Source organism: Streptomyces sp. NPDC051172 (assembly GCF_040682555.1).
Classification (GTDB): Bacteria; Actinomycetota; Actinomycetes; order Streptomycetales; family Streptomycetaceae; genus Streptomyces.
Genome location: NZ_JBFBBE010000016.1, coordinates 18044 through 43788, shown reverse-complemented (window position 1 = coordinate 43788; position 25745 = coordinate 18044). Strand labels below are relative to the sequence as shown.

Annotated in this window: 21 protein-coding genes; 2 read left to right on the top strand and 19 right to left on the bottom strand. The window is 69.4% G+C overall.

The genetic code is table 11. The features are described 5' to 3' along the window. Window positions 1–637: 637 nt before the first annotated feature. The 9 genes from AB0N07_RS12520 to AB0N07_RS12480 all read right to left on the bottom strand — a co-directional run bounded on the left by AB0N07_RS12520 (window position 638) and on the right by AB0N07_RS12480 (window position 9473). The gene (locus AB0N07_RS12520; RefSeq protein ID WP_365834205.1) at window positions 638–1342 is read right to left on the bottom strand and encodes a CoA-transferase; all 705 of its coding nucleotides are present in this window, start codon (window positions 1340–1342) and stop codon (window positions 638–640) included. Next, window positions 1339–2094: a CoA transferase subunit A gene (locus AB0N07_RS12515; protein ID WP_365834204.1), complete on the bottom strand. Its 756-nt coding sequence runs from the start codon at window positions 2092–2094 to the stop codon at window positions 1339–1341. The genes AB0N07_RS12520 and AB0N07_RS12515 overlap by 4 nt, the downstream gene beginning before the upstream one ends. Before the next feature lie 374 nt (window positions 2095–2468). After that, window positions 2469–3251, bottom strand: a complete 783-nt coding sequence (locus AB0N07_RS12510; protein WP_365834203.1) for an SDR family oxidoreductase — start codon at window positions 3249–3251, stop codon at window positions 2469–2471. Continuing rightward, a complete protein-coding gene (locus AB0N07_RS12505; RefSeq protein WP_365834202.1) occupies window positions 3248–4216 on the bottom strand; it encodes a fumarylacetoacetate hydrolase family protein in 969 nt (322 codons plus the stop codon). The genes AB0N07_RS12510 and AB0N07_RS12505 overlap by 4 nt, the downstream gene beginning before the upstream one ends. 108 nt (window positions 4217–4324) lie before the next feature. Beyond that, the gene (locus tag AB0N07_RS12500; protein WP_365834201.1) at window positions 4325–5263 is read right to left on the bottom strand and encodes a VOC family protein; all 939 of its coding nucleotides are present in this window, start codon (window positions 5261–5263) and stop codon (window positions 4325–4327) included. A 25-nt stretch (window positions 5264–5288) separates the two neighbouring features. Beyond that, window positions 5289–6272, bottom strand: a complete 984-nt coding sequence (locus tag AB0N07_RS12495) for an amidohydrolase family protein (protein ID WP_365834200.1) — start codon at window positions 6270–6272, stop codon at window positions 5289–5291. Window positions 6273–6361: 89 nt separating this feature from the next. Then, on the bottom strand, window positions 6362–7483 hold the full coding sequence (locus AB0N07_RS12490; protein WP_365834199.1) for an FAD-dependent oxidoreductase: 1122 nt from the start codon (window positions 7481–7483) through the stop codon (window positions 6362–6364). A 23-nt stretch (window positions 7484–7506) separates the two neighbouring features. Further along, on the bottom strand, window positions 7507–8478 hold the full coding sequence (locus tag AB0N07_RS12485) for a cyclase family protein (RefSeq protein WP_365834198.1): 972 nt from the start codon (window positions 8476–8478) through the stop codon (window positions 7507–7509). Beyond that, window positions 8475–9473, bottom strand: a complete 999-nt coding sequence (locus AB0N07_RS12480; RefSeq protein WP_365834197.1) for a fumarylacetoacetate hydrolase family protein — start codon at window positions 9471–9473, stop codon at window positions 8475–8477. The genes AB0N07_RS12485 and AB0N07_RS12480 overlap by 4 nt, the downstream gene beginning before the upstream one ends. Before the next feature lie 136 nt (window positions 9474–9609). On the opposite strand from AB0N07_RS12480, the gene AB0N07_RS12475 reads away from it, so the two are divergent. After that, the gene (locus AB0N07_RS12475; protein ID WP_365834279.1) at window positions 9610–10551 is read left to right on the top strand and encodes a LysR family transcriptional regulator; all 942 of its coding nucleotides are present in this window, start codon (window positions 9610–9612) and stop codon (window positions 10549–10551) included. 290 nt (window positions 10552–10841) lie between these two features. After that, complete coding sequence (locus AB0N07_RS12470; protein WP_365834196.1) at window positions 10842–12137, top strand: MFS transporter; 1296 nt, start codon at window positions 10842–10844, stop codon at window positions 12135–12137. Between the two features lie 553 nt (window positions 12138–12690). Here the strand turns inward: AB0N07_RS12470 and AB0N07_RS12465 are convergent. From AB0N07_RS12465 to AB0N07_RS12420, 10 genes are all read right to left on the bottom strand, one after another. After that, window positions 12691–13944: a DUF3500 domain-containing protein gene (locus AB0N07_RS12465; protein WP_365834195.1), complete on the bottom strand. Its 1254-nt coding sequence runs from the start codon at window positions 13942–13944 to the stop codon at window positions 12691–12693. 15 nt (window positions 13945–13959) lie between these two features. After that, window positions 13960–14715 (bottom strand): FCD domain-containing protein, encoded by a 756-nt coding sequence (locus tag AB0N07_RS12460; protein WP_365834194.1) that lies wholly within the window; start codon window positions 14713–14715, stop codon window positions 13960–13962. 30 nt (window positions 14716–14745) lie between these two features. Further along, complete coding sequence (locus AB0N07_RS12455; protein WP_365834193.1) at window positions 14746–16281, bottom strand: CoA-acylating methylmalonate-semialdehyde dehydrogenase; 1536 nt, start codon at window positions 16279–16281, stop codon at window positions 14746–14748. 77 nt (window positions 16282–16358) lie between these two features. Next, a complete protein-coding gene (locus AB0N07_RS12450) occupies window positions 16359–17186 on the bottom strand; it encodes a fumarylacetoacetate hydrolase family protein (protein WP_365834192.1) in 828 nt (275 codons plus the stop codon). Window positions 17187–17219: 33 nt separating this feature from the next. Further along, window positions 17220–18032: an alpha/beta hydrolase gene (locus tag AB0N07_RS12445; RefSeq protein ID WP_365834191.1), complete on the bottom strand. Its 813-nt coding sequence runs from the start codon at window positions 18030–18032 to the stop codon at window positions 17220–17222. A 108-nt stretch (window positions 18033–18140) separates the two neighbouring features. Then, on the bottom strand, window positions 18141–19721 hold the full coding sequence (locus AB0N07_RS12440) for a bifunctional 3-(3-hydroxy-phenyl)propionate/3-hydroxycinnamic acid hydroxylase (protein WP_365834190.1): 1581 nt from the start codon (window positions 19719–19721) through the stop codon (window positions 18141–18143). Window positions 19722–19936: 215 nt separating this feature from the next. Further along, complete coding sequence (locus tag AB0N07_RS12435) at window positions 19937–21313, bottom strand: amidohydrolase family protein (RefSeq protein WP_365834189.1); 1377 nt, start codon at window positions 21311–21313, stop codon at window positions 19937–19939. A 499-nt stretch (window positions 21314–21812) separates the two neighbouring features. Next, window positions 21813–22934 carry an ABC transporter permease gene (locus tag AB0N07_RS12430; protein WP_365834188.1) on the bottom strand — a complete coding sequence of 374 codons (1122 nt, stop codon included), beginning with the start codon at window positions 22932–22934 and terminating at the stop codon, window positions 21813–21815. After that, a complete protein-coding gene (locus AB0N07_RS12425) occupies window positions 22931–24463 on the bottom strand; it encodes a sugar ABC transporter ATP-binding protein (protein WP_365834187.1) in 1533 nt (510 codons plus the stop codon). The genes AB0N07_RS12430 and AB0N07_RS12425 overlap by 4 nt, the downstream gene beginning before the upstream one ends. A 60-nt stretch (window positions 24464–24523) precedes the next feature. Then, window positions 24524–25648 (bottom strand): substrate-binding domain-containing protein, encoded by a 1125-nt coding sequence (locus tag AB0N07_RS12420; protein ID WP_365834186.1) that lies wholly within the window; start codon window positions 25646–25648, stop codon window positions 24524–24526. Window positions 25649–25745 lie beyond the last annotated feature (97 nt).

Below are 25745 nucleotides of genomic sequence, written 5' to 3'. Positions count from 1 at the left end.
GTGGGTGCCACGGCGACGCAGGACGTGCCTTGTGACCTGTGCTGCCGAGCGCAGAGGGGGTCTGTCCGGCGAGACTTCGTCGGTGAGCACCCGGCGGTGGTTGCGGGTGGGAGCGTTCGACGGCGCCCGGAAAACGGAATCTCACCGCCCTGTTCACGCAGGCAGACACCGAGGCCGCGCAGACTGCCCGCCCCCGAACCCCGGGGAAAGTCAAGGGTCACTTTCGGCAATCTGCGCCATGGAGTGCCGCGGCATGAGTACCGGCAGGACATCGCGACGTTGCCACTGACCTGTTCGACATGGCGTATCACCGCCAGGCGCTGCTTGGCCTCACGGTCAAGCGGCGGGGTGGGGTTGGACGTCGACATGTGGATCTCCGTAGTGGTCGGAGACCCAGGTGTCAACGATGATCGGCAGTTCTATATTGAGACGGCCCGCGGCGCTTCGCACCGACCAGCGGGCATCGCCTGCCGGACTGATGCGGAGTGGCCGTTGCGATGGCAGATCCGGCAACAGCGCCCGGAACGAAGGCAAGTAGGGACGAGAGCACGGGTATGTTCACAGACCTCTGTCCCGATGCGGCGGTGCCGAAGAACGCGGGGCGTGGTGAGCCCGCTGACCCGCGGCGTCCCGGCGATCAGGTCGGCGACCACAGTCGTTCGTGTACGGCCGAGACCGACCCCGCCGATCGGAGGGGGGGCAGTTGGCCGACCGGGGGGACACCTTCCGAAGTCCGGCGGATGGTCCACCGCCCCCCATTACCTTCTTCGTGGCCCCGCAATGGGGCTCCCGGCCTCTGGAGCTGGCATGACTTTCTCCCCCTGTCGATCGCATGGCCTGGGGGGGTGGTCCTACGTTGTTGATGGGTCGGATGGGCTGTCGTACGGTCCGGAGGATCCAGTGGCCCCGGGTATGGCTTGGGGGTGGTTGCCTTCGATGGTTCCTGTGACACCTGGCCGCCCGGGGCCGCACGACGACTCGACCACTGATGAGGAGCTGCGGGCATGGCGCCCAGCACCGCGGTGTCGATGTGACCTCCGCGGATCATGCCGAAGGACAGGGCCGAGTCGAAGAAGGACGCGCCGGGCAGGACGGTGACCGTCTCCTTGCCCGCGTTGATGAGATCCGGGTCGACCTCGTCGGCGGTCGGGTAACGGCCGGTGCCCAAGATCCCGTTCTCGGAGTGCAGCACCACCTGCACGCCGGGCGGGAGATGGCCTGGGATGAGGGTGGGCAGGCCGATGCCCAGGTTGACGTAGGAGCCGTCGGTGAGTTCGGCGGCGGCGCGGGCGGCCATCTGGTCGCGGGTCCACCCCCGGGGCGTGTCCGTCGTCGTGCTCATGCTCGTACCGTCCTCTTCTCGATCTGTTTGTCAGCGGCCTGAGCGGGGGTGAGCTCCACGATCCGCTGGACGAAGACGCCGGGGAGGTGGACGTCGTCGGGGCTCAGCTCGCCCGGTTCCACGAGCTCTTCGACCTCGGCGATCGTGATCCGGCCGGCCATCGCCGCGAGCGGGTTGAAGTTGGCCGCGGCGCGGCGGAAGACCAGATTGCCGTGCCGGTCCCCCCGCCAGGCCCGGACGAGGGCGAAGTCGGTGGTGATGGCGTGCTCCAAGACGTGCGGTCGGCCGTGGAAGTCGCGGGTCTCCTTGGGCGGGGAGGCCACGGCGACCGAACCGTCCGCCGCATACCTCCACGGCAGACCGCCCTTCGCGACCTGGGTACCCACACCGGCCGGGGTGTAGAAGGCGGGGATGCCCGCACCGCCGGCGCGCAACCGCTCGGCCAGTGTCCCCTGCGGCACCAGCTCCACCTCCAGTTCGCCCGACAGGTACTGGCGGGCGAACTCCTTGTTCTCGCCGACGTAACTGCCTGTCACGCGGGCGATCCGGCCGGCGGCGAGCAGCACGCCCAGCCCGCGGCCGTCCACGCCGCAGTTGTTCGACACGACCTGCAGGCCGGTGGCGCCCTGCTCGTGCAGGGCCCGGATCACCACTTCCGGGATGCCGCTGAGACCGAAGCCGCCGACGGCCAGTGACGCGCCGTCGGGAATGTCGGCGACCGCCTCGTCGGCGTTCGCGCTCACTTTGTTCACGGAAGTGGTCCTTTTCAGCCGGGGAGTACGGACGACCGGCCGCCGTCGACGGGGGTGGCGCCGGTGGTGCAGGACGCCTCGTCGGAGGCGAGGAAGACGGCCGCCTGACGACCTCCTGGGGAAGTCCGACGCGGCGGAGGGGGATGTTTCGGGCGATGGTCCGCATGGGATGGTCGTCGTCGGTGACGTCGAGCGGGCCGGGGGTGAGGGCCGTGCCGCCCGCCTGCGCGACGAGACGCTGGGTCTTGAGCGCGGACTCGTGCCGCAGGTCGCCGCCGACGACGATTGCGCCCTCGGCCGCGAACCGCAGCGTGGCCGCGCGTCCCTGGCCGCGGGTCGTGCCCGACATCAGGGCCACCTTCCCTTCCAGCGTTTCAATTCCCCTCCGGACTCGAAGCAGCCGAACCCACAGCAGCCGAACCCAGAGCGTCCGAGATGGACTTGACGCCGCCGTGCGCGGTGAGTCCGCCGTCGACCGGGATCTCGGCGCCGGTGATGAAGGAGGACTCGTCGGACAGGAGGAAGACCACGAGCGGGGCGACCTCGTCCACCGTGCCGGTGCGGCCGAGAGGTGTCTCGCGGATGTTCGCCTCACGGAAGGCGGGCGCGGCGGAGGTGGTCATCTCAGTCTCGATGAAGCCGGGGTGGATCGTGTTGACGCGGATGCCGCGCGGGCCCAGCTCCATGGCGGCGGTCTTCGACAGGCCGCGCAGTGCCCATTTGCTGGTTGTGTAGGCGACCGGGTAATGGCCACTGAGCGCGGCGGTGGAGCCGACGTTGACGATGGACGAGCCGGGCGGCATCAGCGGCGTCAGGTGCTGGATGCCCAGCAGCGGGCCGGTGACGTTGACGGCGTGGACGCGGGCGAAGTCGTCGGGGGTCACATCGCCGAGGCGGGCACGCCAGGTGATGCCCGCGTTGTTGACCAGGCCGTGCACCTGGCCGTACGACTCCCGCAGTTCGGCGGCCAGCTCCGCCCAGTGCTCCTCGTCGGTGACGTCGAGACGGCGGCAGCCGGGGGCCCGAGCCACGTCGGTGGCGATGACGCGGGCGCCCTCGCGGGTCAGGGCCTCGGCCTCGGCGGCGCCTTGGCCGCGCGCGGCGCCGGTGACGACGACGACCTTGCCGAGCAGCCTCTTGGGGTGCAGGTCGTTCACGGCCGCTCCCTGGTGCGGCGGCGGGCGGTCGGCAGCGGCTGCGGATCCCTGCCCGCTACCACGGTGTTGGAGACGGTGCCGATGCCCTCCACGGTGAGGGTGACGGTGTCGCCCGGCTTCAGCGGGGGCGGGGACTGCTCACCCCGGACGCCCCACAGCTCGGCGAGGCAGCCGCCGTTGCCGCAGGTGCCGGAGCCGAGCACGTCGCCGGGGCGGACGACGGTGCCCCGCGAGGCGTAGGCGACCATCTCCTCGAAGGTCCAGCTCATGTTGGACAGCAGGTCCTTACCGACGACCTCGCCGTTCACCGAGGCGGTCAGCGCCAGGCGCAGAAAGCCGTCGGTGTCGCGGTACGGCTCCAGTTCGTCGGCGGTGACGAGGTACGGGCCGAGGGTGGCGGCGGTGTCCTTGCCCTTGCACGGGCCGAGGCGGACCTGCATCTCGCGGGACTGCAGGTCGCGGGCCGACCAGTCGTTGAAGATCGTGTAGCCGATGATGTGGTCCCGTGCCCGCTCTGGTGTCAGGTCCCGCCCCTCCTGGCCGATGACGGCGGCGACTTCCAGCTCGAAGTCGAGGACTTCGCTGCCCGGCGGCACCGGGACGTCGTCGTGGGCGCCGATGACGGCGTACGGGTTGGTGAAGTAGAACGTGGGGGCGTCGTACCAGGCTTCGGGCACCCCGCCGACGCCGTCCACGGACCGCCGTACCCCTTCGACGTGCTCCTCGAAGGTGACGAAGTCCCGCACGGTGGGCGGCTCAAGCGGCGGCAGCAGTCGCACCTCGGAGACGTGAGGGCCCGGCGGGACGTCGAGCGTGGCGGCGCCGGCGTGCAGGAGCCCGCCGAGTCCGCCGGAGCGGATCAGCTCCATGAGCGAGCGCGCCCCAGGAACCGGGTGGAGGATGCCGTCCTCCTCCACGACGGCGACCCGGCGCTGGTGTCGATGTTCATAGGTGGCGAAACGCATGCACGGCTCCAGGCTCCGGCGGTCTTCGACAGCGGTGGGAACCGGGGACGCGGCAAGGGCGTCAGGGCGGTTGACAGGGCCACCGCGTCCCCGGGGTTCGAGGGGGGGTCAGACCGGTGGGGCGACGAAGCAGCCGCGGTCGACGTCGTTGAAGGACTCCTTGGCGACCAGTTCGTTCATGGGGTTGGCGGTGCCCCACTGGTCGGTGACCTCGGGCTGGGAGAAATCGTAGACGTGGGGGTGCCAGGTGTCCTCGTCCAGCAGCTCCAGTTCCGTCGTGTACTCGACGGTGTTGCCGTGCGGGTCCAGGAAGTACGTGAACGTGTTGTCACCCGCCAGGTGCCGGCCGGGGCCCCAGATCTTGCGGAAGCCTGCGCGGATCACGCGGCCCGAGCCGCGCATGTACTCGTCCAGGCCGCGCATCTCGAAGGAGACGTGGTGCAGGGAAGTGTGCGGGCCCTTCGCGATGGCCATCGAGTGGTGCTGGTTGGAGATCCTCATGAAGTGCATGACCTCGCCCATGTGCGGCGAGCTGAGCGTGTCCGAGTGACGGAAGCCGAGGTGGGTCTCGTACCACTCGCGGGTCCTGTCGAGGTCCGGCGAGTTCAGCACGACGTGCGACAGCTTGACCGGGATCGACTCCTTCTCTTCGATCTTGCGGTGCTGCCGTACGTCCACATCGGCGGACACTTCGATGGTGCGGCCGTCGACGTCGAAGAAGCGGAAGCCATAGCCGCCTCCGGGTGTGTCGATCTTGCCTGGCTGGGAAATCAACTGCACGCCTCCCGCGAGAAGTTGCTCGGCGAGGGCGTCCACGTCCTCGGCGGAGCCGGCGCCGTACGAGACGAGGTCGAGGCGCTTCTCCTCGGCCTTGCGCAGCCGTACCACGTACTGTTCGGGGCTGCCCTCGGCGGCGAGGAAGGAGATCCCGGAGTCCTCGGCGACCTCGGTCAGGCCCCAGACGCCGGCGTAGAAGTCGAGCTGCTTGTGGTAGTCGGGCACGGCGAGGTCGACGTGTCGCAGATGGGTGAGCAGGCGTGCGCTCATAGCGGGCTTTCCTCCTGTGCGGGGGTCAGGTCAGGCGCAGCAGCGTTGTCGCGTTGCCACCGCGCACGGCGTGGAAGTCGTCGTCGGGCAGGCGTGCGGCGCGCAGTGCGCCGACGGGGTCCTCGGTGCCCATGTCGAAGGGGAAATCGGAGCCGAGCAGCACACGGTCCGCGCCAGCCGCGCCGATCAGCGCCCGCAGGACGTGCGGGTCGTGGACGAGGGAGTCGAAGTACAGGCGCTTGAGGTAGCTGCCGGGGAGGTGGGCGCAGCCCGCGCCCGCGTCGGAGCGGGCCGACCAGGCGTGGTCGGAGCGGCCGATGTGGGTGGGCAGATAGCCGCCGCCATGCGCGGCGATCAGCTTCAGCTCCGGGTGCCGGTCCAGCACCCCGGAGAAGATCAGGTGCGAGAGGGCGACGGCGTTCTCGGTGGGCTGGCCGACGGTGTTGGACAGGTACCACTGGTCGAGGCGCTCGTCGAGCGTGCAGCCGAAGGGGTGCAGGAAGAGGATCGCGCCCGTCTCCTCGGCCCGCTTCCAGAAGGGTTCGTACGCAGGGTCGGACAGCTCGCGGCCCGGTGCGTGACTGGAGATCTCGACACCCAAAAGGCCCTGGTCCAGGGCGTGTTCGAGGGCCCGCACGGCCTGCTCCGGATGCTGGAGGGGGACGAGACCGAGCCCCCGCAGCCGGTCGGGCGCCTGTGCACAGTGCGCGGCCGTCGCCTCGCCCGCGAGCCGGTAGAGCTTCTCGGCCGTCTCCTCGTCCACCCAGTAGTGGTAGTGCGAGGGGGACGGGCTGACCAGCTGGACGTCCACGCCCTGCGCGTCCATCGCGGCAAGACGTAGGCGCACGTCGGTGAGGATCGGGACGCGTTCGCGGACCATGGGGCCGCTGACGGCCTGGGCCGCGGGCCCGTTGCGGCGGGCGTCGAGGGCCCTGGCCTCCGCCAGGCCCGGCAGGTCGGCCACCAGGGCCTCGACCTCGGGCAGGAGGAGGTGCGCGTGCACGTCCACCGTCCGAACGGTGTGCGCGTCAACGCTCGGCGAGGGGCGGGGATCGGGCTGGGGGCGTCTCCCAGCGGTAGCCGGGGCAGGGTGGGCCGTCACGGCAGCTCCCTGAGCACCGGCATGGTGGCGTCCAGCAGCCCCGGCACGTCACCGTGTACGCCGTCGAGCTGCCACTGTCCGATCTGCACCGACGCTTCGACGACCATCCGGACCCGTTCGATCCGCCGCTCGTAGTAGCGCGTGAGCAGTTCCTCGTCCCACACGGATCCGTCGGTCAGCAGCTGGGACAGCACCCAGGCGTCCTCCATGGCAATCGCCGCGCCCTGGGCCATCGTGGGCGGGCAGCAGTGCGCGGCGTCGCCGAGGAGGACGACCCGGCCCCGGTGCCAGGAACCCTCGACCAGCATCCGGTCGAACCAGGTGTAGTTCACCTGCGCCGGGTCGGTGATCGAGTCGCGGATCTCGTCCCAGGCACCGCCGTAGCCCTCGGCGAGGCGGCGCATCTCCTGTGCGTAGGACTCGGGCGGGATCGTGGCGCGGTCGCGGCTGGGCTCCACCAGATAGGCGTAGATCGTGTCCTCGCTGGTGGGCGTGTAGCCGGCGATGTAGCAGGGCCCGCCGTGGGAGAGGTCGCTGCGCTCCACTCCGGCCGGGCGGGGCGCCGGGACACGCCAGATGGCCATGCCGGTCGGCTCGGGTTTGACGTCGATGCCGATGGCGGCGCGGGTCGCGGAGTGCAGGCCGTCGGCGGCCACGACGAGGTCGTAGCTGCCCTCGGTGCCGTCACTGAACCGGACGGTCACTGACGTGTCGTCCTCGGTGAGGATCTCGGCGGTGGTGCCGAGCCGGACGTTCGCGCCGGATGCCCGGACGGCGTCGACGAGGATGCGCTGGAGCACCGGGCGCTGCATGCCCAGGGTGGCGGGGAGGTCGTCTCCGCCGGTGCGCAGGACGTCGCCGACGTGCAGCACGGTTCCGTCGGGCGTCGTCAGCCCCAGGGCGTCGAAGCCGAAGCCGTGCTCGCGCACCTCGTCCCAGACGCCGATCTCGCGCAGCACGCGCAGGGCGTTGCCCTGAAGGGTGATGCCGGAGCCGCGTACGTTCCAGTCCGGTCTGACCTCGACGAGGTCGACGTCGATGCCGGCCCGCCGCAGCAGCACGGTCATGACGTTGCCGGAGGTGCCCCCTCCGATGACCAGGACTCTCTTTCCTTCCATGGCCAACTCCTTTGTTGGGCAGGTCACTTGACGGCGACCGGATTGACGGGGGAGCCGACGCCTCCGGTGATGGGCAGGGGCGCGGCGGTGAGCCAGAACTCGTACACGCCGTCGGAGGCGCAGTCGGCCGCGAGAGCGTCGGGGTCCCACATCTCGCCGATCAGCAGGCCCATATTGGGAATGACGACCTGGTGCAGCGGCTGGAAGGCGCCGTCGAACTCGTTCGGCCGTACCTCGAAGCCCCACGTGTCGGTGGCGATCGCGGCGATCTCGCTCGCGTGCAGCCAGCCGGCAGTGGTGAAGGACAGCCCGGGAGAGTCGCCGCCCGCGTAGTCGCCCCAGCCCTCGCGGCGGGCGCGCGCCAGCCGCCCGGTCCGGACGACGACGATGTCCCCGCGGCCGACGGCCACGCCGTGCGCCTCGGCCGTCGCGGTCAGGTGTTCCTCGGTGATCGCGAAACCGTCGGGCAGTTCTCCGCGTTCGTCGCCGATCACCCGGCCGACGTCGAGGAGGACTCCGCGCCCGGCGACGTGCGGGGCCATGTGCTCGATGCCGGTGACCAGATCGCCGTCCGAGGTGACGGTCTTCGCGGCGTCGCGTCCGTTCCACGCCTTGCCGTGGTCGAAGATGTGCCCGAGCCCGTCCCACTGGGTGGAGCACTGCAGGGGCATCGCGATCACGTCGTCGGCGCCGCCGATGCCGTGTGGAAAGCCCTGGTTGCCCAGCGCCGCGTCGGTGCCCGTGTCCAGCATGGTGTGGACGGGGTTGGTGCGGCGGCGCCAGCCCTTCTGCGGCCCGTTCATGTCGAACGGCTGCGACAGCGAGAAGCTCACGCCCCGGCGGACCAGTGCCGCGCCCTCGCGGCGCTTGGCCTCGTCGAGGAAGTTCAGCGTGCCGAGCACGTCGTCCTCGCCCCAACGCCCCCAGTTGGAGTGCCGCTTGGCGGCTTCGTTGATCGCGCCCTCGGCGTCCGTGGGGTCGAGCGGGGCCGTCACGACGCGGTCCTCTCGGCGACGCAGCGGGTGCGCTGCGCGCCCAGACCCGTGATGGAGCCCTCCATGACATCGCCGTCGCGCAGCAGCCGTCCCCAGTGCATGCCGTTGCCGGCCGGGCTGCCGGTGAGCACCAGGTCGCCGGGCAGGAGCCGGGAGGCCTGGGAGATGTACGACACCAACCGCGCGACACCGAAGAGCATGTCCTTGGTGGACTCGTCCTGCATGGTCTCGCCGTTGAGCTTCAGCGTGACCCGCAGGTCACCCGGATCCGTGATCGACTCGGCGGGCACGATCCAGGGGCCGAGCGGGGTGAAGCCGGGGGCGTTCTTGCAGCGCAGCCAGTCGGTGCCGATGGCCTTCATGTCCCGGCGGAAGACGGTGGCGCGGTCGGTGAGGTCGTTGGCGATGGTGTAGCCGGCGACGTGCCCCAGGGCCTCCTCGACCGTCACCCGGTGGGCGGGCTTGGCGATGACGGCCGCCAGCTCCAGCTCCCAGTCGGGCTGTTCGGCCCAGTCAGGGAGTACGACGTCGTCGAAGGGGCCGGTGATCGCGCTCGGCAGGCCGGTGAACACGTACGGCAGGTCCTCGGCCGCCCGCCGGTCCATGACCGCGGCGATCTCGGCGCGCGCCTCCTCCACGGTGCGGGGGTCGTCGGGGGAGCGGTGGGCGACTTCCAGGTCGATCACATGCTGCCGGTAGTTGGCGCCGGACTGGAAGACCTGACGGGGCTCAACCGGCGCGTGCGCCCGCAGGTGCTCCAACGTTCGCCAGTCGGCCGTCTCGTCGGCCGCGAGCTCGTGCAGGCGGGGAAGCATCTCGTCCCAGCGCTCGAGGATCCCCCGGGTCGTCAGGGCCGGCTCTCCGAGGGCCGTGGGAAGATCCAGCACGCGCCCCCCAGGGATCACGAGACCGGAGAAAGACGCCTGGTCAGGGGCGGAGAAGACGCCAAGAGCGAAGGGTCCGGAGAAGGACGTGGAAGCGGCTGCGGGTTTCACGGGAATGTCCTCCAGATTGCGGTGCGACCAATGTGACCCCCACCGCGTAATCTGGGAAATAGATTCTTTAGATGTTGATCATCTGTCGTGCAAATGTTGCTGCCGCAAGCAGCCTCGCTCTGGAGGCGTCGTGTCCGTGTCCCTCTCCGGCCTCGATCTCAATCTCGTCCTGTCCCTGCGGGCCCTGCTGGAGGAACGCAACGTCACCCGCGCCGGGCAGCGCGTGGGGCTCAGCCAGCCGGCGATGAGCGCGGCCCTGGCCCGCCTGCGCCGCCACTTCGACGACGACCTGCTCGCACGCGTCGGCAAGCAGTACGAACTGACCGCCCTCGGCCGCGCCCTGCTGGACCGCACCTCGACCGCCTGCGACCTGCTGGAACGGGTCTTCAGCAGCAGGGCCGACTTCGCCCCGGGCAGCGAGGAGCACGAGTTCACCCTGCTCACCTCCGACTACGCCCTCGCCGTGTTCGGCGCCGAGCTCGCCCGGATCGTGCACGCCGAGGCCCCGGGGGTACGGCTGCGCTTCCAGCGGACGCCCATCGACGTCACGGAGGACACCGCACCGCTGCTCAGCACGGCCGACGGGCTTCTGATGCCGCACGGCATCATCAGCGGTTTCCCCGCCGTCGACCTGTTCACCGACCGCTGGGCCTTCCTGGTGGCCGAGACGAACGACGAGGTCGGCGACCAGCTGACCATGGACGACCTGGCACGGCTGCCCTGGGTCGTCTACCAGCGCGCCTACGACGCTCCGGCCGCCCGGCAGCTGAGCATGCTCGGCGTCGATCCCCGCGTGGAGATCTCCGTCGACAGCTTCCAGGCGCTGCCCTTCCTGGTTGCAGGCACCCGCCGGATCGCCCTGGTACAGCAGCGCCTGGCCGAGCTGCTGCGCGGCGTGGCCGCCGTACGCCTCATGGAACCGCCCTACGGGGCAGTCCCTCTGCAGGAGGCACTGTGGTGGCACCCGGTGCACACCCACGACGCGGCCCACATCTGGCTGCGCGAGACCGCGGCCCGCGTGGGAGCGGAGCTGGCCGCTTCCGAGCCCGGCCGTATCGCCACGGTCGCACCGAGATAGCGGGCTCCTACAGGTGCCCGGCATCCAGACCCCGGATGATCCACATCTTCGATATCGATCGGATGAGGGCTAGGCAGGACCTGCCCCTTGGCCCATAGTCGTCTCAACCCGGCGCCGGAGCCGCACCATCACCCGCTGGCCGGGACCGCGCAGGCGCCCGGCGCGCCTGCCCGCCGCGACGCCCGGCAGTCATCGGCGCCCCGCTCCGAACCTGCCACCGGTACCGGGCGGCCCGACCACGACGGCCGCACCCCCCGTTCCCCTCCCGACCCGCCACGTGGAGTTCCCGCATGCCTGCACCCGTGCCCCCGCTCCCGTCCCCGACGCCCACAGCCGTCGAGGACACCCCGACCGAGCAGGCAGTGTCCGGCCCCGGCCACCGGCTTCGCCTCACGCTGCTGATGGCTGGAAGCTGCCTGCCCATCCTGGGCGCCGTACTCATCGCCCCGGTCCTGCCGCAGATGCAGGCCCACTTCGCCGACGTGCCGGGCGTCAACGCGCTCGTCCCCATGGCCCTGACCATCCCCGCCCTCTCCCTGGCGCTGCTGGCCCCCTTCGCCGGCGTCATCGTCGACCGGCTCGGACGCAAACGCCTGCTCGTCGTCTCGACCGTGGTGTACGCGATCCTCGGCACCGCCCCCCTGTGGCTGGACTCCCTCGGCGCCATCGTCGCCAGCCGCGCCCTCGTCGGTGTCGCCGAAGCCGCCATCATGACCTGCAGCACCACGCTGATCGGCGACTACTACTCCGGCCGGCAACGCGACCGCTACCTCGCAATGCAGACGATGTGCGCCTCGATCTCCGCGACGGCCTTCTTCGTCCTGGGCGGCGCCGCCGGATCGGCCGGCTGGCGCATGCCGTTCTGGGCCTACGCCGTGAGCCTGCTGCTCGCCCCCGCCATGGCCGCCTTCCTGCCCCAGCCCCGACCGGCCCACCGGCCGAACGAGCCCTCCCCCACCGCCTCGGAACCGACGGAGCAGGCGCTCAAGCGGCCCTTCCCCTGGCGTCCGCTGGCAGGCACGTGCGCGCTGACCGTCTTCGGCGCCATCCTCTTCTACACCGTCCAGGTGGAGATGGCGTTCCTCCTGGACGACATGGGCGTGAGCAACTCCGGCGTGATCGGACTGGCCACAGCCAGCTCCAGTGCCGCGGTCGTGGTCGGCGCCGTCGTCTTCGCCAAGGCCGGCCGCAGCCCGCAAGTCTGGCTGCCCACCGCCTTCGGCCTGTGCGCCCTGGGCTTCGCGGTGATCTGGCTCGCCCCCAACCCGGTCGTCCTGACCATCGGTGCCGTGATCAACTGCCTGGGCAGCGGCATCATGCTGCCGAGCCTGCTCACCCTCGCCATGTCCAAGCTCGACTACGCCGACCGCGGCCGCGGCACCGGACTGTGGACAGGCTCCTTCTTCCTCGGCCAGTTCATCTGCCCGCTCGTGGTCCTCGCACTCACCTCAGCCGTCGGCACCCTGGCGAACGCCCTGGGCGTCCTCGCCCTCGCCGGGACCGTCGCCACCGCCGCACTCGGCCTCACCGCCCGGCGCCGCCGGACGGAAGCCACCCCGGAACCGATCCGCCAAATGGCGGGCTGACCTGGCGCGGCGCCGATCCACCACGAACACCCGTCGAGATCGGCATCGCGGACATCCCCGCGATGCCGATCTCCACCCGTTGCACCGGAGAAACGAAAGATGCCGACCCTGATCGCCGCCATCCGTCGCAATCCGGCATGACGCACCAGACGTTCCTGCACTACCTCCAACACGTGCACAAGTCTCTGGCCGCCGCGAACCCTCTTCGGATTCGGCGCTGACTCTGCTGCCCAATTCCGTGCGGGGTGACGATGGGCGCGGGATGATCGTCCGTGCGGCTGTTGTCCTGTCGTGCGGCCGCGGGGATGATGCGGGTGTCGATGCGGCCGAAGGGGCTGCCGGAGGTCGCGGTGCAGACAGCGGCGGTGGCCCTGGGCGGCGTTCCCGCAGGGGAGCCTGGCAATCCGACTCTGCCATCGACTGCACGATGCCCAACTTGCGGCAGGCTCGCTTGAACTTCCGGGAGCAGTATTCGCTGCCCCCCTGTCGGTGTGCATGATCACGCCGCGGACGTCGCCGCCCCGGGTGGCGTCCTCGCACGGCTTCCTGTGCGTCACTCCGCGCGGTTCCCGGACGCCCACTGGGTAACCCAGGCTCGTCCGTAGTCGTTTCCGTGCGGTGTGCGCACCACCGTGTGGATGTGGAACGGGCGTGGGGTGTCATAGTCCAGGAAGACCCCGCAGTGGTGGTCGAGCTCGACGATGATGACCGGTGACTGGACGCGGAAGTAGAAAACGTCGCCAGGCCGGTGGCCACCGATCCAGCACCACCACGTGTCCTGGAGATGGTTCCGGATCTGCCGCATCCTGGCGGCACGCGGCCCCTCAGGGAGCACGGAGAGGAACTCCTCGACGACCTCGAAGACCAGTTCCTGGGCGCGCTCGGGCATCTGCGCCACGGGTGTGCCTTCGAAGGGGATGACCCGGTTGTCCTGGAAGGCGCCGGCGAGGTGTCGCTCGTCGCCGGGGTGGACCCGGCCTTCGGGCATGGCCGGGTCCACCATCTGGTGGAAGAGGACCGCTGCGGCGCGCTGGTCGTCCGGCAGCAGGTTCATCAGCTCCAGCGCAAGTTCGGCGCGTCGCTGGAACGGACGGCCGGACCCCGCGTACTCGCCCTCGTCGATCTGGTCGGGTTCGGCGCCCAGGAACAGTGGGCTGATCGTCATGTTCCCGTCGACGACCAGACAGTTCACGGCCGCGTGGTGCCCGTACAGCTGCCATCCCCACGGCTGTTCGGAGTCCGGGGTGCCGTAGAGAGCGATGTTGTAGCTGAACTCGTTGAGGATCTTCGGCAGGTCCACGACCTCGCCGAGGAAGCCGTTGATCCGCATCATCTGCCGCACCAGCGCGTAACCCTCGGGGCTCAGCGAAGCCTCGACCAGGGCCAGTGCGGCCCGCTGGACCGGCAACGGCTGGAATTCCAGCCGCAACCCGGTGTCGAACTGCATGAACTCAGGGTTGGCCCAGGTTTGCCATTCGGGAGCGTCGACCGGATAGCACAGTCTTTCGCGGTCGGCGTCGGAGACGACGTCGACCAGATGCTGTGCCGCCTTCCGCATCTCGTCGACCGGCGCCCGTTCGTCGGGCCGGGCAGTCTCGAGTGGATGAAGCTCGGGGTGAACATCGCCGTTCTCGCTGACCCCGCGGAACGGCGCGAGGTAGAGCGGTTCCCAGCCGTTGATGAGACCACCCGTGAACTCGTCCTGCTTGGCGGCCTCCCGGTAACCGTAGGCGTCGAGACCCCGGATGCCGGACAGTCTCGGATGATCGTGGGGGAACAGGTACTGACGGTATTCCGAACTGCCCATGGGGTCCTCTCCTGGCTACGCTTTGACCTGGTGTCGCGCCACGGCGTCCATCACAGCTGCCTCATCGGCTGCCGCTATCGCCTCAACGAGGTCGCGGTGGACCTCGTACCTTTCCTGCTGGTACTCGTGCTCGACGCCACGATCCCCCACCACCATGGACGTGCTGGCGGTCAGATGACCGAGTGTTCCGATGTAGACGGCGCGGGCCATCTCGTTCGGGCAGATCTGCGCGATGCGTTCGTGCAGGGTCCAGTTGCCCTGCATGAAGTCCTGCCACGACGCAGCCGTCTCCATCCGCGCCAGGCAGCGGCGCAACGCGGACACGTCACGTCTGGTGCGGCAGCGAGCGGCGGACAGGTCGATGAGCGACTCCAGATGCTCTCGCAGCTCGATCGCGTCCAGGACCGTGGTCGGCTGCTCCTGAATGCTCAGCAGGGTGCGCCGCAGCCGGACCACCGGAGTGCTCGCGGCGACGAACAGGCCACCGCCGCGGCCGGGCCGGATTTCGAGCACGCCCCGGTCCCGCAGCAGCCGGACGGCCTCCGACACCGTGGCACGGGCGAAGCCGGTCTCCTCGCGCAGGTGGTCCAGCGTGCCCACCGGGTCACCGGGCTGCAGCCCCTGGGCGATGACGCGTTCACCGATGTGGTCCGCGAGCAGGTCGGCCCGGGAGCGTGCGGCGGTGACACCTCCGAAGCCGTCGAAGGCAACCGGGCCGTGGGGGGCCGCCGCCCTCTCGGGTTCGGGTCCGGATGCGTGTGAGCTGCTCATCGACCCGGCCGGATGTTCACTGGTCATGGGTCACCGGTTCTGGGGGAAGCCAAGGTCGATGCCGGCGTGGCTCGGGTCCAGCCAGCGGGTGGTGATCACCTTGCCCCGGGTGAAGAACTGGATGCCTTCGGTGCCATGCGCGTGCGCGTCGCCGAACAGCGAGTTCTTCCAGCCTCCGAACGAGTAGTACGCCATCGGCACGGGAATCGGAACGTTCACGCCGACCATGCCGACCTCGATCTCGTTCTGGAAGCGCCGGGCCGCTCCTCCGTCGTTCGTGAAGATCGCGACTCCGTTGCCGTAGGGGTTGCCGTTGACCAACTCGATGGCTTCCTCGTAGGTGTCGACACGGACCACCGACAGGACGGGACCGAAGATCTCGTCTGTGTAGACGCTCATGTCGGGGGTCACATGGTCGATCAGGGTCGGACCGAGCCAGAAGCCGCCGGCATCACCCCGCGGATCGATCAGCCTGCCGTCGACGACGATCCGCGCGCCCGACGCCTCGCCGGCGTCGACGTAGTCGGAGACGCGGTCCCGGTGCTCGCGTGTGACCAGCGGCCCCATGTCGCACCCGAGGGTGCCGTCGCCGGTGACGATCTTGGCGGCCCGGTCGGCGATGCGGGCCACCAGGTCGTCGGCGATCCCGCCGACCGGAACGAGTGCGGAGATGGCCATGCATCGCTCTCCGGCGGAGCCGAACCCCGCGTTGATCGCGGCGTCCGCGGCCAGGTCGAGGTCGGCATCGGGGAGCACGATCATGTGGTTCTTCGCGCCGCCGAGCGCCTGGACCCTCTTGCCGTGTGCGCTGCCCGTCTCGTACACGTACTGGGCGACCGGTGTCGACCCGACGAAGGAGACCGACTTGATCCGCGGGTCGGTGAGCAGTGTGTCCACCGCGATCCTGTCACCGTTGACGACGTTGAAGACGCCGTCGGGCAGTCCGGCTTCCTTCCACAGCCCGGCCAGCCACAGCGCGGCCGAGGGGTCCTTCTCGCTCGGCTTCAGCACGACGGTGTTGCCGCAGGCGATGGCAATGGGGAAGAACCACATCGGCACCATGGCCGGGAAGTTGAACGGGCTGATGACGGCGACCGGTCCGAGCGGCTGCCGAACCGAGTGCACGTCGACGCGAGTGGAGGCGTTCTCGGAGAAGCCTCCCTTGAGCAGATGTGCCAGGCCACAGGCGAACTCGACGACCTCCTGGCCGCGCGCGACCTCGCCGAGGGCGTCGTCGAGCACCTTGCCGTGCTCACTCGTGATGATCGCGGCGAGCTCGTGCTTGCGACTGTTCAACAGCTCCCGGAACGAGAACAGCACCTCGGTGCGGCGAGTCAGCGAGAGGTCGCGCCACTTGGGAAACGCCCGGTCCGCGGCGCTGATCGCCGCCTCGGTGTCCTCCTGATCCGCGAGCGCGACCCGCCGCAACACTTGGCCTGTGGCCGGATTGGTCACCGGTGCGGTCCGGCCACCGACACCGGCCCGGAGTGCGCCGTCCACCCAGTGCTGCACAAGGTCCGGCGCCAGCGCGCCGCCGGCCGCGGCTGCGGTTGGGTCGCTGTTCATGCGATTCCTCACTCTTTCGAACGATGCTGGATGCGCGGGGGCTGGGGGGCTGGGGGGAGAAACCGATCGCAACGGCGCTACTCGGCCCTGGTTCCGACGATGGGCGTCCGCAGTACGCCGAGCTTGTCGACCTCCACCTCGACGACGTCACCGTCGGTGAGGAGCCACGGCGGGTTCCGGACGTACCCGACCCCTTCCGGGGTTCCGGTCGCGATGACGTCGCCGGGGTGAAGCGTGAACGTCTTGCTGATCAGGGCGAGGATGTCCGCGACGTCGAAGATCATGTCCTTGGTGTTGCCGTCCTGGACGGTGACGCCGTTGACACGGGTGCGGACCCGCAGGCCGTCGCGCAGGTCGCCGACCTCGTCCGCGGTGACGATGGGGCCCATGGGGCCGCTGCAGTCACCGTTCTTGCCCAGCGTCCACTGCGCGGTGAGCTTCTGCGCACGTCGCGCGGTGAGGTCATTGAACGTCGAATATCCCAGGACCGCCGCACGCGCCTCCTCGGGACTGGCATCCCGCAGGGGGCGTGCCACGTAGGCGGCGACCTCCGCCTCCCAGTCCAGGCCCTCCTCGCCCGTGGGTACCGGGGCGGGTATGTCACCGACCGACAGCGACGGCGTCCAGCGGCCGAACAGAGTCGGGTACTCGGGAACGGAGTGGGCGCCCTCAGCGGCATGCGCCTTGTAGTTCAGCCCGACGCAGATCACGCGGGCGGACTGGGGGACAGGGGGCCTGAGGGTGGCACTCCCGGCGGCGACCGAGGCACGGGCGTTCTTCGACAGCCACTTCTCCGGTGCTGTCCAGAACTCGTCGATGGTGGTGAGGACATGCAGCGTGTCCCCTTCGGCGCGAGCGATGCTGGGGGTGGTGATCTCTGGCGTCGTCAGTCCGACGAGCTTCATGGTTGTCCTCTCAGGTCGAGACCGGCACCTGAGTCAGCGTGCCGTCAGGTGCTGCAGCAGAAAGGCCGCGGTCATCGCGATGTGGTCGGGGCGGTCGAACGTGTGCGACTCGTGTCCGGCACCGCCGAGGGTGACGAATGTGCTCTGCGCCCCGGCCCTCACCAGCGCTTCGTGCAGAGTGGCGCTCTCATGGATCGGGGTGATGCGATCCCGGTCGCCGTGAACGATCAGGAACGGCGGCTCGTTGCCGGTGACACGGCGGCGTGGACTGGCCGCGGCGACGAGTTCGCCACCGGCGGACGGATCCTCCAGGTCGAGGAACTGCTTCTCGAAGGGAGGCGCGAGAACTTCCTTCTCCAGCCAGCTGCGCTGGGAGTTGGACTGAAGATCGCTCTGTCCGAACCAGTCGACGACGACGTCGACCCGGGCGCGGGCCGGGTCGACACCGCCGACGAGTTCGGCGTCGTCGTTGGTGACGCCGAGCATCGTCGCGAGGTATCCCCCCGCGGATGCTCCCCAGACGCCGACCAGCTCGGTCGCCAGTCCGAGAGCGGAACCCCGCTCCCGCAGCCACGCCACGGCGCGCTTCGCGTCATGGACCTGTGCGGGGTAACGATGGTCGGGCACGAGCCGGTAATTCGCCGATGCGACCGCGACACCGTGACTCGCCAACCGCTCCAGGCGCTCCTTGGAGTCGGCGGTCTTGTCCCCGACCTGCCAGCCGCCGCCGTGCAGATACAGGACAACGGGCACCTCGCCCGGGATGTCCGGGCGGTACAGGTCGAGCTTGTGGAGGGGGTGCTCCCCATAGCTCAGGTCGGAGGTGGTGGTTACTCGGTAACTCACTGCGTGGGGCTCCTCATCGGATCGGGGTCCGGGGTTTCGACGGCGACGGCAACGCGGCGAGGCACGGTGCCGGCCGCGCGACCCGGGCGGGCATGGTGCAAGGACCCCTCAGGCCGGCGCCACCGACGACCGGGCGGTTTCGGTGAGCTGCAGCAGTGCCGCGAGCTCGGAGACCAGACCCGGGATCCGCTCGTGCGCGGCGACGCCGAACACGTACCAGTCGGGCCGCATGAGATACCCGTCGACACCGTGCCTGTCGAGGAAGCCCGTGTAGACGCCGTCGAGGTCCTCCGCGTAGGCGGGGTCGCTCGCGTCCTCAAGGACCAGCAGAGCGCAGCCGATTGCCGCCAGCGCACTGCGCTGGGCCTCGTCGAGGTCGGGGCGGCGGCGCACCACCAGCTGGAATCCGTGCCCGATCACGTCGTCCCCACGGCCTTCGGTGCCGAGCCGGCGCAGTCGCCCCTGGGGGGCCAGCGACCCGGTGACCTCGGCCTGGCCCTCACCGGGCGATTGGTGTACGACACCGTGGTCGAGCTTGGGGAACGGCGGCGGCGGAGGCGTGAGCCCGTTGCGCATCGCGTAGTTGCGCTCCGCGGCCTTCTCCGCGTCGATGATGTTGACGACCTCGGCGAGGTGGTGGCTGGTGAAGACCAGTGCGGAGACGTGCGGCTCGCGCTCGGTCTGGTATTCGTCGAGGAGGGAGTCGTCGGCCACGCCCCTGAGAACCAGGTCGAGCTTCCACGCGATGTTGCGACCGTCGCGGATCGCCGAGCAACCGCCCTGGCCCATGTAGGGGGTCATGGTGTGTGCCGCGTCTCCGGCGATGAAGACCCGGCCCTTGCGCCAGTCGGCCGCGACGCGTGTGTAGTAGTGGTACACGACCTGTCGGCAGATCGACAGAAAGGACTCGTCGAGGCCGTGGTTGTCCTTGAGGAAGGTCCACGCGACCTCGGGGTCGTGCATCTGCTCGTCGGTCTCGCTGTCGTCCACCCGCATTTCGAACCGCTGTCGAGTGGTGCCCAGGGGCATGTACATGTGAGGCCGCTTCGGGTCCATGATCATGATGAGCTTGTTGAACTTCTCGGGCAGCGGCCGCAGCACGTTCATGTCGAAGTTCAGCCAGCGCTCGTGCATGTCGTAGTCGTGCATCTCCATGCCGGCCGCCTGTCGGACCGTGGAGTTGGTGCCGTCCGCGCCTATGAGGTACTTGGTGCGCACCGTACGGAGCTCGGCCTCGTCCGTGGAGCCCTTGGGGCGGACGGACAGCTCGACGTGGTCCTCGTGCTGTTCGAGTCCCACGACCTCGACGCCGAAGTTCACCTCGACGTTGGGCAGTTCGGCGACCCTGTCGCGCAGGGTCTGCTCCACGTCGGGCTGGAAGATCGAGTAGTGCGCCTGGAAGCCGCCCTGGACGCCTCGCCAGTCCAGGGTGAGCAGGGGGTCGGCGTCCGCGTCACCGAACGCGCAGGACTCCAGGACGACGGCGGTGCTCAGTGCCTCGTCGATGCTCTTGCCGGTGGCCTGGACGGTCCGGCATGCCTCTCCGTCGAATGTGACCATCCGGGGCAGCGGGTACAGTTCGCGCTGCCGCTCGAAGACGGCCACCCGATGGCCACCGATGCCGAGCGTCGCGGCGGCGACCTCCCCAGCGGGACCGAAACCCACGACCACGATGTCGTAAAGATCCACCGGTTCCACTTCCTTCTCCTTGGCTTCAGCGGGTCCAGCACCTCTTAAAGCGCCGAACCGTTCTAATGTTTTGGCAGTGTGAGTAGTCATGTTCGGTACCGTCAAGGGGTATGACGAACCGGTTTTGGGGGGTTTCAGGGAGTTGGCGACGGCCCGGTAACGATGGCCCGTCGGGTGCGGTCGGGAAGGTCGGCAGGGCGTGGCTCGTCATCGGGTCACCACGGGAGCTCGATCGCCGGGGTCGGCCAGAACCCGCCGTTGGCCTCCACGACACCGGTGACGTAGTCGCGCGACTCCTCCAGGCGACGGCTCACGCTGCTCCAGTCGGCGACCAGCCGCCCGTCGCGCTTGAGGACGCGTCCCGCCACCATGACGGTGTCGATGTTGCCGGGGTGGGCCTGGGAGATGACGGTGGCGTACGGGTTGTTGACCGGAGCGGTGTTCACATCGGTCCCGCGCACGACGATGATGTCGGCCTGCTTGCCGGCGCGCAGCGATCCGGTCCGTGAGTCGATGGCGAGCGCCTCGGCCCCCCACAGGGTCGCGGCCCGCAGCATGGTCTCCGCGCTCGGGGGGACCGACGCCGGCGCACGGCCGGCCCGCATCCCCTCGTCGGCGCCGAAGAGCCGGCCGACCTGCATGGCGGTGCGGGCCTGACTGAGCAGACTGCCGGACACCGAAGTGGTCACGTCGCAGCCGAAGCTGCAGTGCCCGCCTGCCGCGATAGCCCGTTCGGTGACGGGCCGGCCCATGCCCAGTGCCATCTCCGCCTCGGTGCACACCGCGACATGCCCGCCGAGGTCGAACAGGCGCCTGAGCTGCTCATGGGTGGCGTAGTTGAGGTGGACCCACACGATGTCGGGGCCGTGCAGCCCCGCTTCTTCGAACACGGCGAGGTCGTCGACCGGGTCGTGGAACAGGATGGCGAGGCCGTTGGTGGTGCTGCGCAACCCCATTTCCCTGACTCCGGCGAGCTCCCGCGTGATGCGCTCGACGCCGACCTCGGGCAGGTCCGACAGTGCGACACCGAGGGTCACCAGGGCGTCGTCGGCGTGCAGGCGGTTCTCGCGCAGCTGCCTGGTGAGCCCGAGCAGTCCCTCGACGGTGAGCAGATCGGGGTGACGGCCCGGCATGTCGGAGTAGCCGAGAGCGAACTGGCTGCGGATGCCGGACTCGGTGGTGCCGTCGATCGCGGCGTGAGCGTGGTCGGGGGTGACGACGGCGTGACAGAAGTCGAGGACGGTGGTGACCCCCGCGTCGATCGCTTCGAGCATTCCGGCGAGATTGCCGACCGCGATGTCCTCCGGCCGGTACGCCGGGGAAGCCTGGAACCGGATGCTGCGGAAGTAGTCCTTGAGTACCGAGTCGCCGGTGACGCCGCGCATGCCGGACTGCCAGACGTGGCGGTGCGTGTCCACCAGGCCGGGCAGGACGAGGGAGCCGGTGGCGTCGATGGCGTTCGCGTCGACGGTACCGAGATCCGTCTCGACGGCGACGATCTCGTCGTCCTCGATCAGGACGTCGGCAACCTGCGGCGCGTCTCCGGGCTCCATGGTGAGAACGGTGCCCCCGCGGATCACAGTGCGCGCCATGACTCCTCCAAACTGCCATAATGGTTATTACTTTTAGCGTCAGCCTGCTGGCATGTGATCCCAAAGTCAAGGGACGGGTCTGCTGCTTTTGCGGCGTGATTGCTCGCCGCTCGCCAGACGCGGGCGGAAGCGCCGACCGCCGAGATCGAGGAGCGGATGAGACCAGTTGAGTCGCACCCTGTGGTCTGTTCGGCACGGTGGACGGCATGCGCGCCGGGTCGTGTTTCGCCCGGTCGACCATGAGCGGGGCGGTACCTCTCTCAGCGACCACGGCATTCCGGTGGGCGTCGAAGCGGCCCGGTATCGAACCTCGGCGGACATCGTCGACCCGCGCCGCGGCGTCAGACAGCCGGCGCGAGCGGGCGGTGACGCCGGCATCCGGCTCCGCGCGACCGGGCGCCGCACAAGCGCATTGCCGCGATCACCCCGAACCGGTCGCTCGGCACCACCTGTGTCGGCACGCTGCGGTACATCGTCGACGGGACGTTCGGCCGGGTGCTCAGACATGCGGCGGTGAATCGGGCTGGGCAGCACCGGTGTCCCCGGCTGTTCCCGGGCGCAAGCGCTCGAGCAGTGCGCTGAGCAACGTGCGCTTGGTGCCGCGCCTCGCCGGGCTGGCGTAGGCGGCCATTCCGACGGCCAGCAGCAGCGAGGCGCCGTTGAAGGCGTCGGGGATCCATACCGGGGCACCGGCAAGCTGGAGACCCTTGACACCGACAGCGAGGACGTAGACGGCGAGGACGGCACCCCACACGTTGAACCGCCCGCCCCGAAACTGGGTGGATCCGAGAAACGCCGCGGTGAACGCGGGCAGCAGATAGCTCGGTCCGACCGTCGGGTCGGCGTTGGCCAGCCGCGCGGTGACCAGGACGCCGGCCAGGGAGGCTATCGCACCGCACGCCATGAGGGAGCCGACGATGATGGCCGACGTCTTCACACCGGCGAGACGGGCGGCGTCGATGTTCCCACCGGTCGCGTAGATGCGGCGTCCAAGCGGAGTGCGCTCCAGGACGTACCAGACCATCAGCGCGACGAGGACGAGGGCGATGACCGGGTAGGTGACGCCCTGGAGCGTGTTGGTGCCGAGGTCCGCGAAAGGCTTGGGAAGGTTCAAGATCTGCCAGCCGTCGGAGACGGCGGTGACCAGTGCGGCCAGCAGCGAGCTGACGCCGAGGGTCGCGATGAACGAGTCGATGCGGGCCTTCACCACGAGCACCCCGCTGACCAGGCCGATCAGGACACCGGCGAGCAGCGCCGCGAGAATCGAGAACAGCACTCCCCTGCCCTGGTCGACCAACAGGTAGCCGACGATGATGCCGGCGGCGCCGACCTGGTAGCCGACGGCGAGGTTGAACACCCCGGCGGCCAGCGGGATCACCAGGGACACGGCGACGAGCCCGACGATCGCCTGGCTGTCGAACAGGGTCCGTATGGTCGTCTCGGTGTAGAAGGTGTCGGGAATCCACACCGCGAAGATGAGGAGCAGTGCGGCGAGGATGTAGACGGCACTGACATTGCGGAACGACAGCGCGGTCAGCACGCGGTTTGCGGTGGCGGCGCCACCGATGGCAGGGGCGACCCGGTTATCGTCGGCCGACGCCTTTTCGACGGTGTGGCTCATGTGAGGCTCTCCTTGGCCGCTCTCGGCGTGCGTGTATCGGCGGGTCCCGTGGCGAGGGTGTGGCGGATGAGGGTCTTCTCGGTGAGCTGCTCGCCGGCCAGGACGGTGGTGAGGATCCCGTCGGCGAGGACGGCGACGCGGTCGCACAACGTCACCAGCTCCTTGGTGTCCGAGGACGCGACGAGCACGGCGGCTCCGGTTGCCGCGGTCTGGCGGAGCAGGTCGTAGATGGCGGACTGCGCGCCGACGTCGACCCCCTGGGTGGGCTCCTCGAGGAGGAGTACTTTCAGGTCGGTGCGCATCCAGCGCGCCAGGACGATCTTCTGCTGGTTGCCGCCGCTGAACTGGGCGAACAGCCGTTCAGGCTGGCCGGGGCGTACGGCGGCTCGGTCGAACCAGCTCTCGACTTCCGTGCGTTCGCGCCGACGGCCGATCGCACCCCACGGCCGACGTAGGCCCCGGAAGCTCGGCAGGGTGAGGTTCTCCCGGCCCGTGAATCCGAGGAACGCGGCGTGTCGGTGGCGGTCGGCGGGCACCATGCCCATACCGGCGGCGATGGCATCACGGGGGCTGTTCGGCCTGACCGGGTTTCCGTCGACGGCGACACCGCCGCCCTGGAGGTCCCTCGTGCCGTAGACGACGCCGAGCAGCTCTTCGATGCCGGACCCGATGACACCGCTGACCCCGACGATCTCACCGCCCCGGACGTCCAGGTCGATCCCGCGCAGCCGCTGCCCGCGCAGATCGCGGATCTCCAGGCGGGCCTGGGTGTCGTCGACGCCCTGCTGTACGGCCGGCGCCGGTTCGTCCGCCACGTCGTGTCCGGCGATGAGTTCGACGAGGTCGTGCGCGTCGAACTCGCCACGGGTGCGGTTGGCGACGAGGCGGCCGTCGCGCAGGACGACCACCTGGTCGGCGATCGCGCAGACTTCGGCGAGGCGGTGGGAGATGAACAGGACGGCCGCACCTCGTTCGGCGATGCGACGTGTGGCGTCGAGGACGACTTCGGCCTCGCGGTCGTGCAGGGTGGCGGTGGGTTCGTCGAGGACGAGAATCTGCTGCTCGTTGCCCCAGCGGGACATGGCGCGGGCGATCGCGATCATGGTGCGTTGCGAGGCGCTGAGGTTCTGGACCGGTGTGCGGACGTCGAGGTCGACACCGAACCGGTCGAGGAGCTGGAGCGCCTCCGTGCGCTCGGCGGTCCGGTTCGGCGAGGACAGCGCCCTCCAGCCGGCGTTGCGGTCCAGGTTCAGGTTCTCCACCGCGGTCAGGGTGCTGATCAGGCCGAGGTCTTGGTGGATGAAGTGCAGACCGTGGCCGCCGGCGTCGGCGAGCGCGCTGGTGATCTCACCGCTGTCGGGCCGGTGGATACCTGCAAGGATCTTCACCAGGGTGGATTTGCCCGAACCGTTGTGGCCCACGACAGCGGTGATCTTCCCGCCGTACAGCGTGAGGTCCACATTGTCGAGGGCGAGCGTTCCGGGGAATGACTTGCTGATGCCTCGGACACTCAGGAGGGGTTCAGCCATGGGAGTCTCCTGGAGGGTGGCCCCAGCGTGGCCGCCCTCCCTCTAGTGGGGTTACGCAGATCAGGAAGCCGACTTCCACAGGGTGGTGAAGCGCTTGGCGAAGTCCGGGTAGCCGGTCCAGCCGTGGCTGACGTCCGCGGGAAGGTTGCTCTTGGTGAGGAACTGGATCGGCGGGGTGTCGGCGACCGCACCGGGGTCGGCCTTCTGGCCTGTCGTGAGCCGCGCCAGGGAGTCGACAGCGGTCCAGCCGATGACGGCGAGATCGAGGGCGAGGCCGGCCTTGATGCTGCCGTCCTTGATCTGCTGCAGTGTCTCCGGGGTCGGGGAGTTCGCGATCATCTCGACGCCGTTGAGTCCGGCGGCCTTCATGGCCGCGGCGAGGCCGTTGGCCTGTTCACCGACGCCGAAGACGACAGTCTTGGTGTCCGGATGGGCCTGCAGGTCGTCGACGACGATGCTCGGCGCCTTGCTGCCCAGGGAAGCCGCGGGGATGTCGGCGGTCCGCACCTTGCAGCTTCCGCACAGCACCTTCATCTCTTTCTGGAACGCCTCGGAGAGGACCTCGACGAACGGCAGTTCCGGCGTCTTGTACAGCACCGCGTCCACGTTGGCGCCGTGCTCGGCGACCACGTAGGCGGCGAGCAGCTCGCCGGTCTGCTTCACGATCTGCTCCGACACCTGTCTCACCGCGATCTTGGAGGCGTCTGCGCCCGTGACACCGGTGGTCACCACGGGGATCCCCTTGGCGTGCAGGGCGTCGAGTCCGCGCTGCCAGAGCGACGGCGGTATGGCGGGCACGAACACTCCGTCGTAGCCGCCGGAGACGGCCGTGTCGAACGCGGAGCCGACCGTGTCGGCGGCCTGGCCGGTGTCGATGCGGGTCAGCGTCATCCCGAGCGCCTTCGCCGCGGGCTCGGAGATCTGGTAGAAGAGCGCGCAGATCGGCGTACCGCAGTCCATGTACGCGATCTTCTTCCCGGCGGGCGACTTCCTCAGCAACTGGGTGATCGGAAAGGCGCTGGGCTTGTCCAGGTACGGCTGGATCATCCGCTTGGCAGTTGCCGTCTCGGCGGTTCCGCCTGACTTCGAAGTACCGGCACCGCTGTTACCGCTTCCACAAGCGGCCAGTGCGAGCAGGGGCAGGGCAGCCACAACGGCGATGGCCCTGCTGACGCGCTTTGCCATTCGTTTCCTCCATGTCAGGCCGCTGTGCGGCAGGACCGAGCGGGCGCAAAAGGTTCATAAGATATGAACCATTAGGGTGGTAAAGCGTGATAGTCAC

Coding starts and splice junctions, on each gene's coding strand:
- AB0N07_RS12430 (WP_365834188.1), bottom strand. CDS start 22,934: ATGAGCCACACCGTCGAAAAGGCGTCGGCCGACGATAACCGGGTCGCC.
- AB0N07_RS12435 (WP_365834189.1), bottom strand. CDS start 21,313: ATGGCGCGCACTGTGATCCGCGGGGGCACCGTTCTCACCATGGAGCCC.
- AB0N07_RS12460 (WP_365834194.1), bottom strand. CDS start 14,715: ATGAGCAGCTCACACGCATCCGGACCCGAACCCGAGAGGGCGGCGGCC.
- AB0N07_RS12465 (WP_365834195.1), bottom strand. CDS start 13,944: ATGGGCAGTTCGGAATACCGTCAGTACCTGTTCCCCCACGATCATCCG.
- AB0N07_RS12520 (WP_365834205.1), bottom strand. CDS start 1,342: ATGAGCACGACGACGGACACGCCCCGGGGGTGGACCCGCGACCAGATG.
- AB0N07_RS12505 (WP_365834202.1), bottom strand. CDS start 4,216: ATGCGTTTCGCCACCTATGAACATCGACACCAGCGCCGGGTCGCCGTC.
- AB0N07_RS12450 (WP_365834192.1), bottom strand. CDS start 17,186: ATGAAGCTCGTCGGACTGACGACGCCAGAGATCACCACCCCCAGCATC.
- AB0N07_RS12490 (WP_365834199.1), bottom strand. CDS start 7,483: ATGGAAGGAAAGAGAGTCCTGGTCATCGGAGGGGGCACCTCCGGCAAC.
- AB0N07_RS12455 (WP_365834193.1), bottom strand. CDS start 16,281: ATGAACAGCGACCCAACCGCAGCCGCGGCCGGCGGCGCGCTGGCGCCG.
- AB0N07_RS12470 (WP_365834196.1), top strand. CDS start 10,842: ATGCCTGCACCCGTGCCCCCGCTCCCGTCCCCGACGCCCACAGCCGTC.
- AB0N07_RS12500 (WP_365834201.1), bottom strand. CDS start 5,263: ATGAGCGCACGCCTGCTCACCCATCTGCGACACGTCGACCTCGCCGTG.
- AB0N07_RS12420 (WP_365834186.1), bottom strand. CDS start 25,648: ATGGCAAAGCGCGTCAGCAGGGCCATCGCCGTTGTGGCTGCCCTGCCC.
- AB0N07_RS12425 (WP_365834187.1), bottom strand. CDS start 24,463: ATGGCTGAACCCCTCCTGAGTGTCCGAGGCATCAGCAAGTCATTCCCC.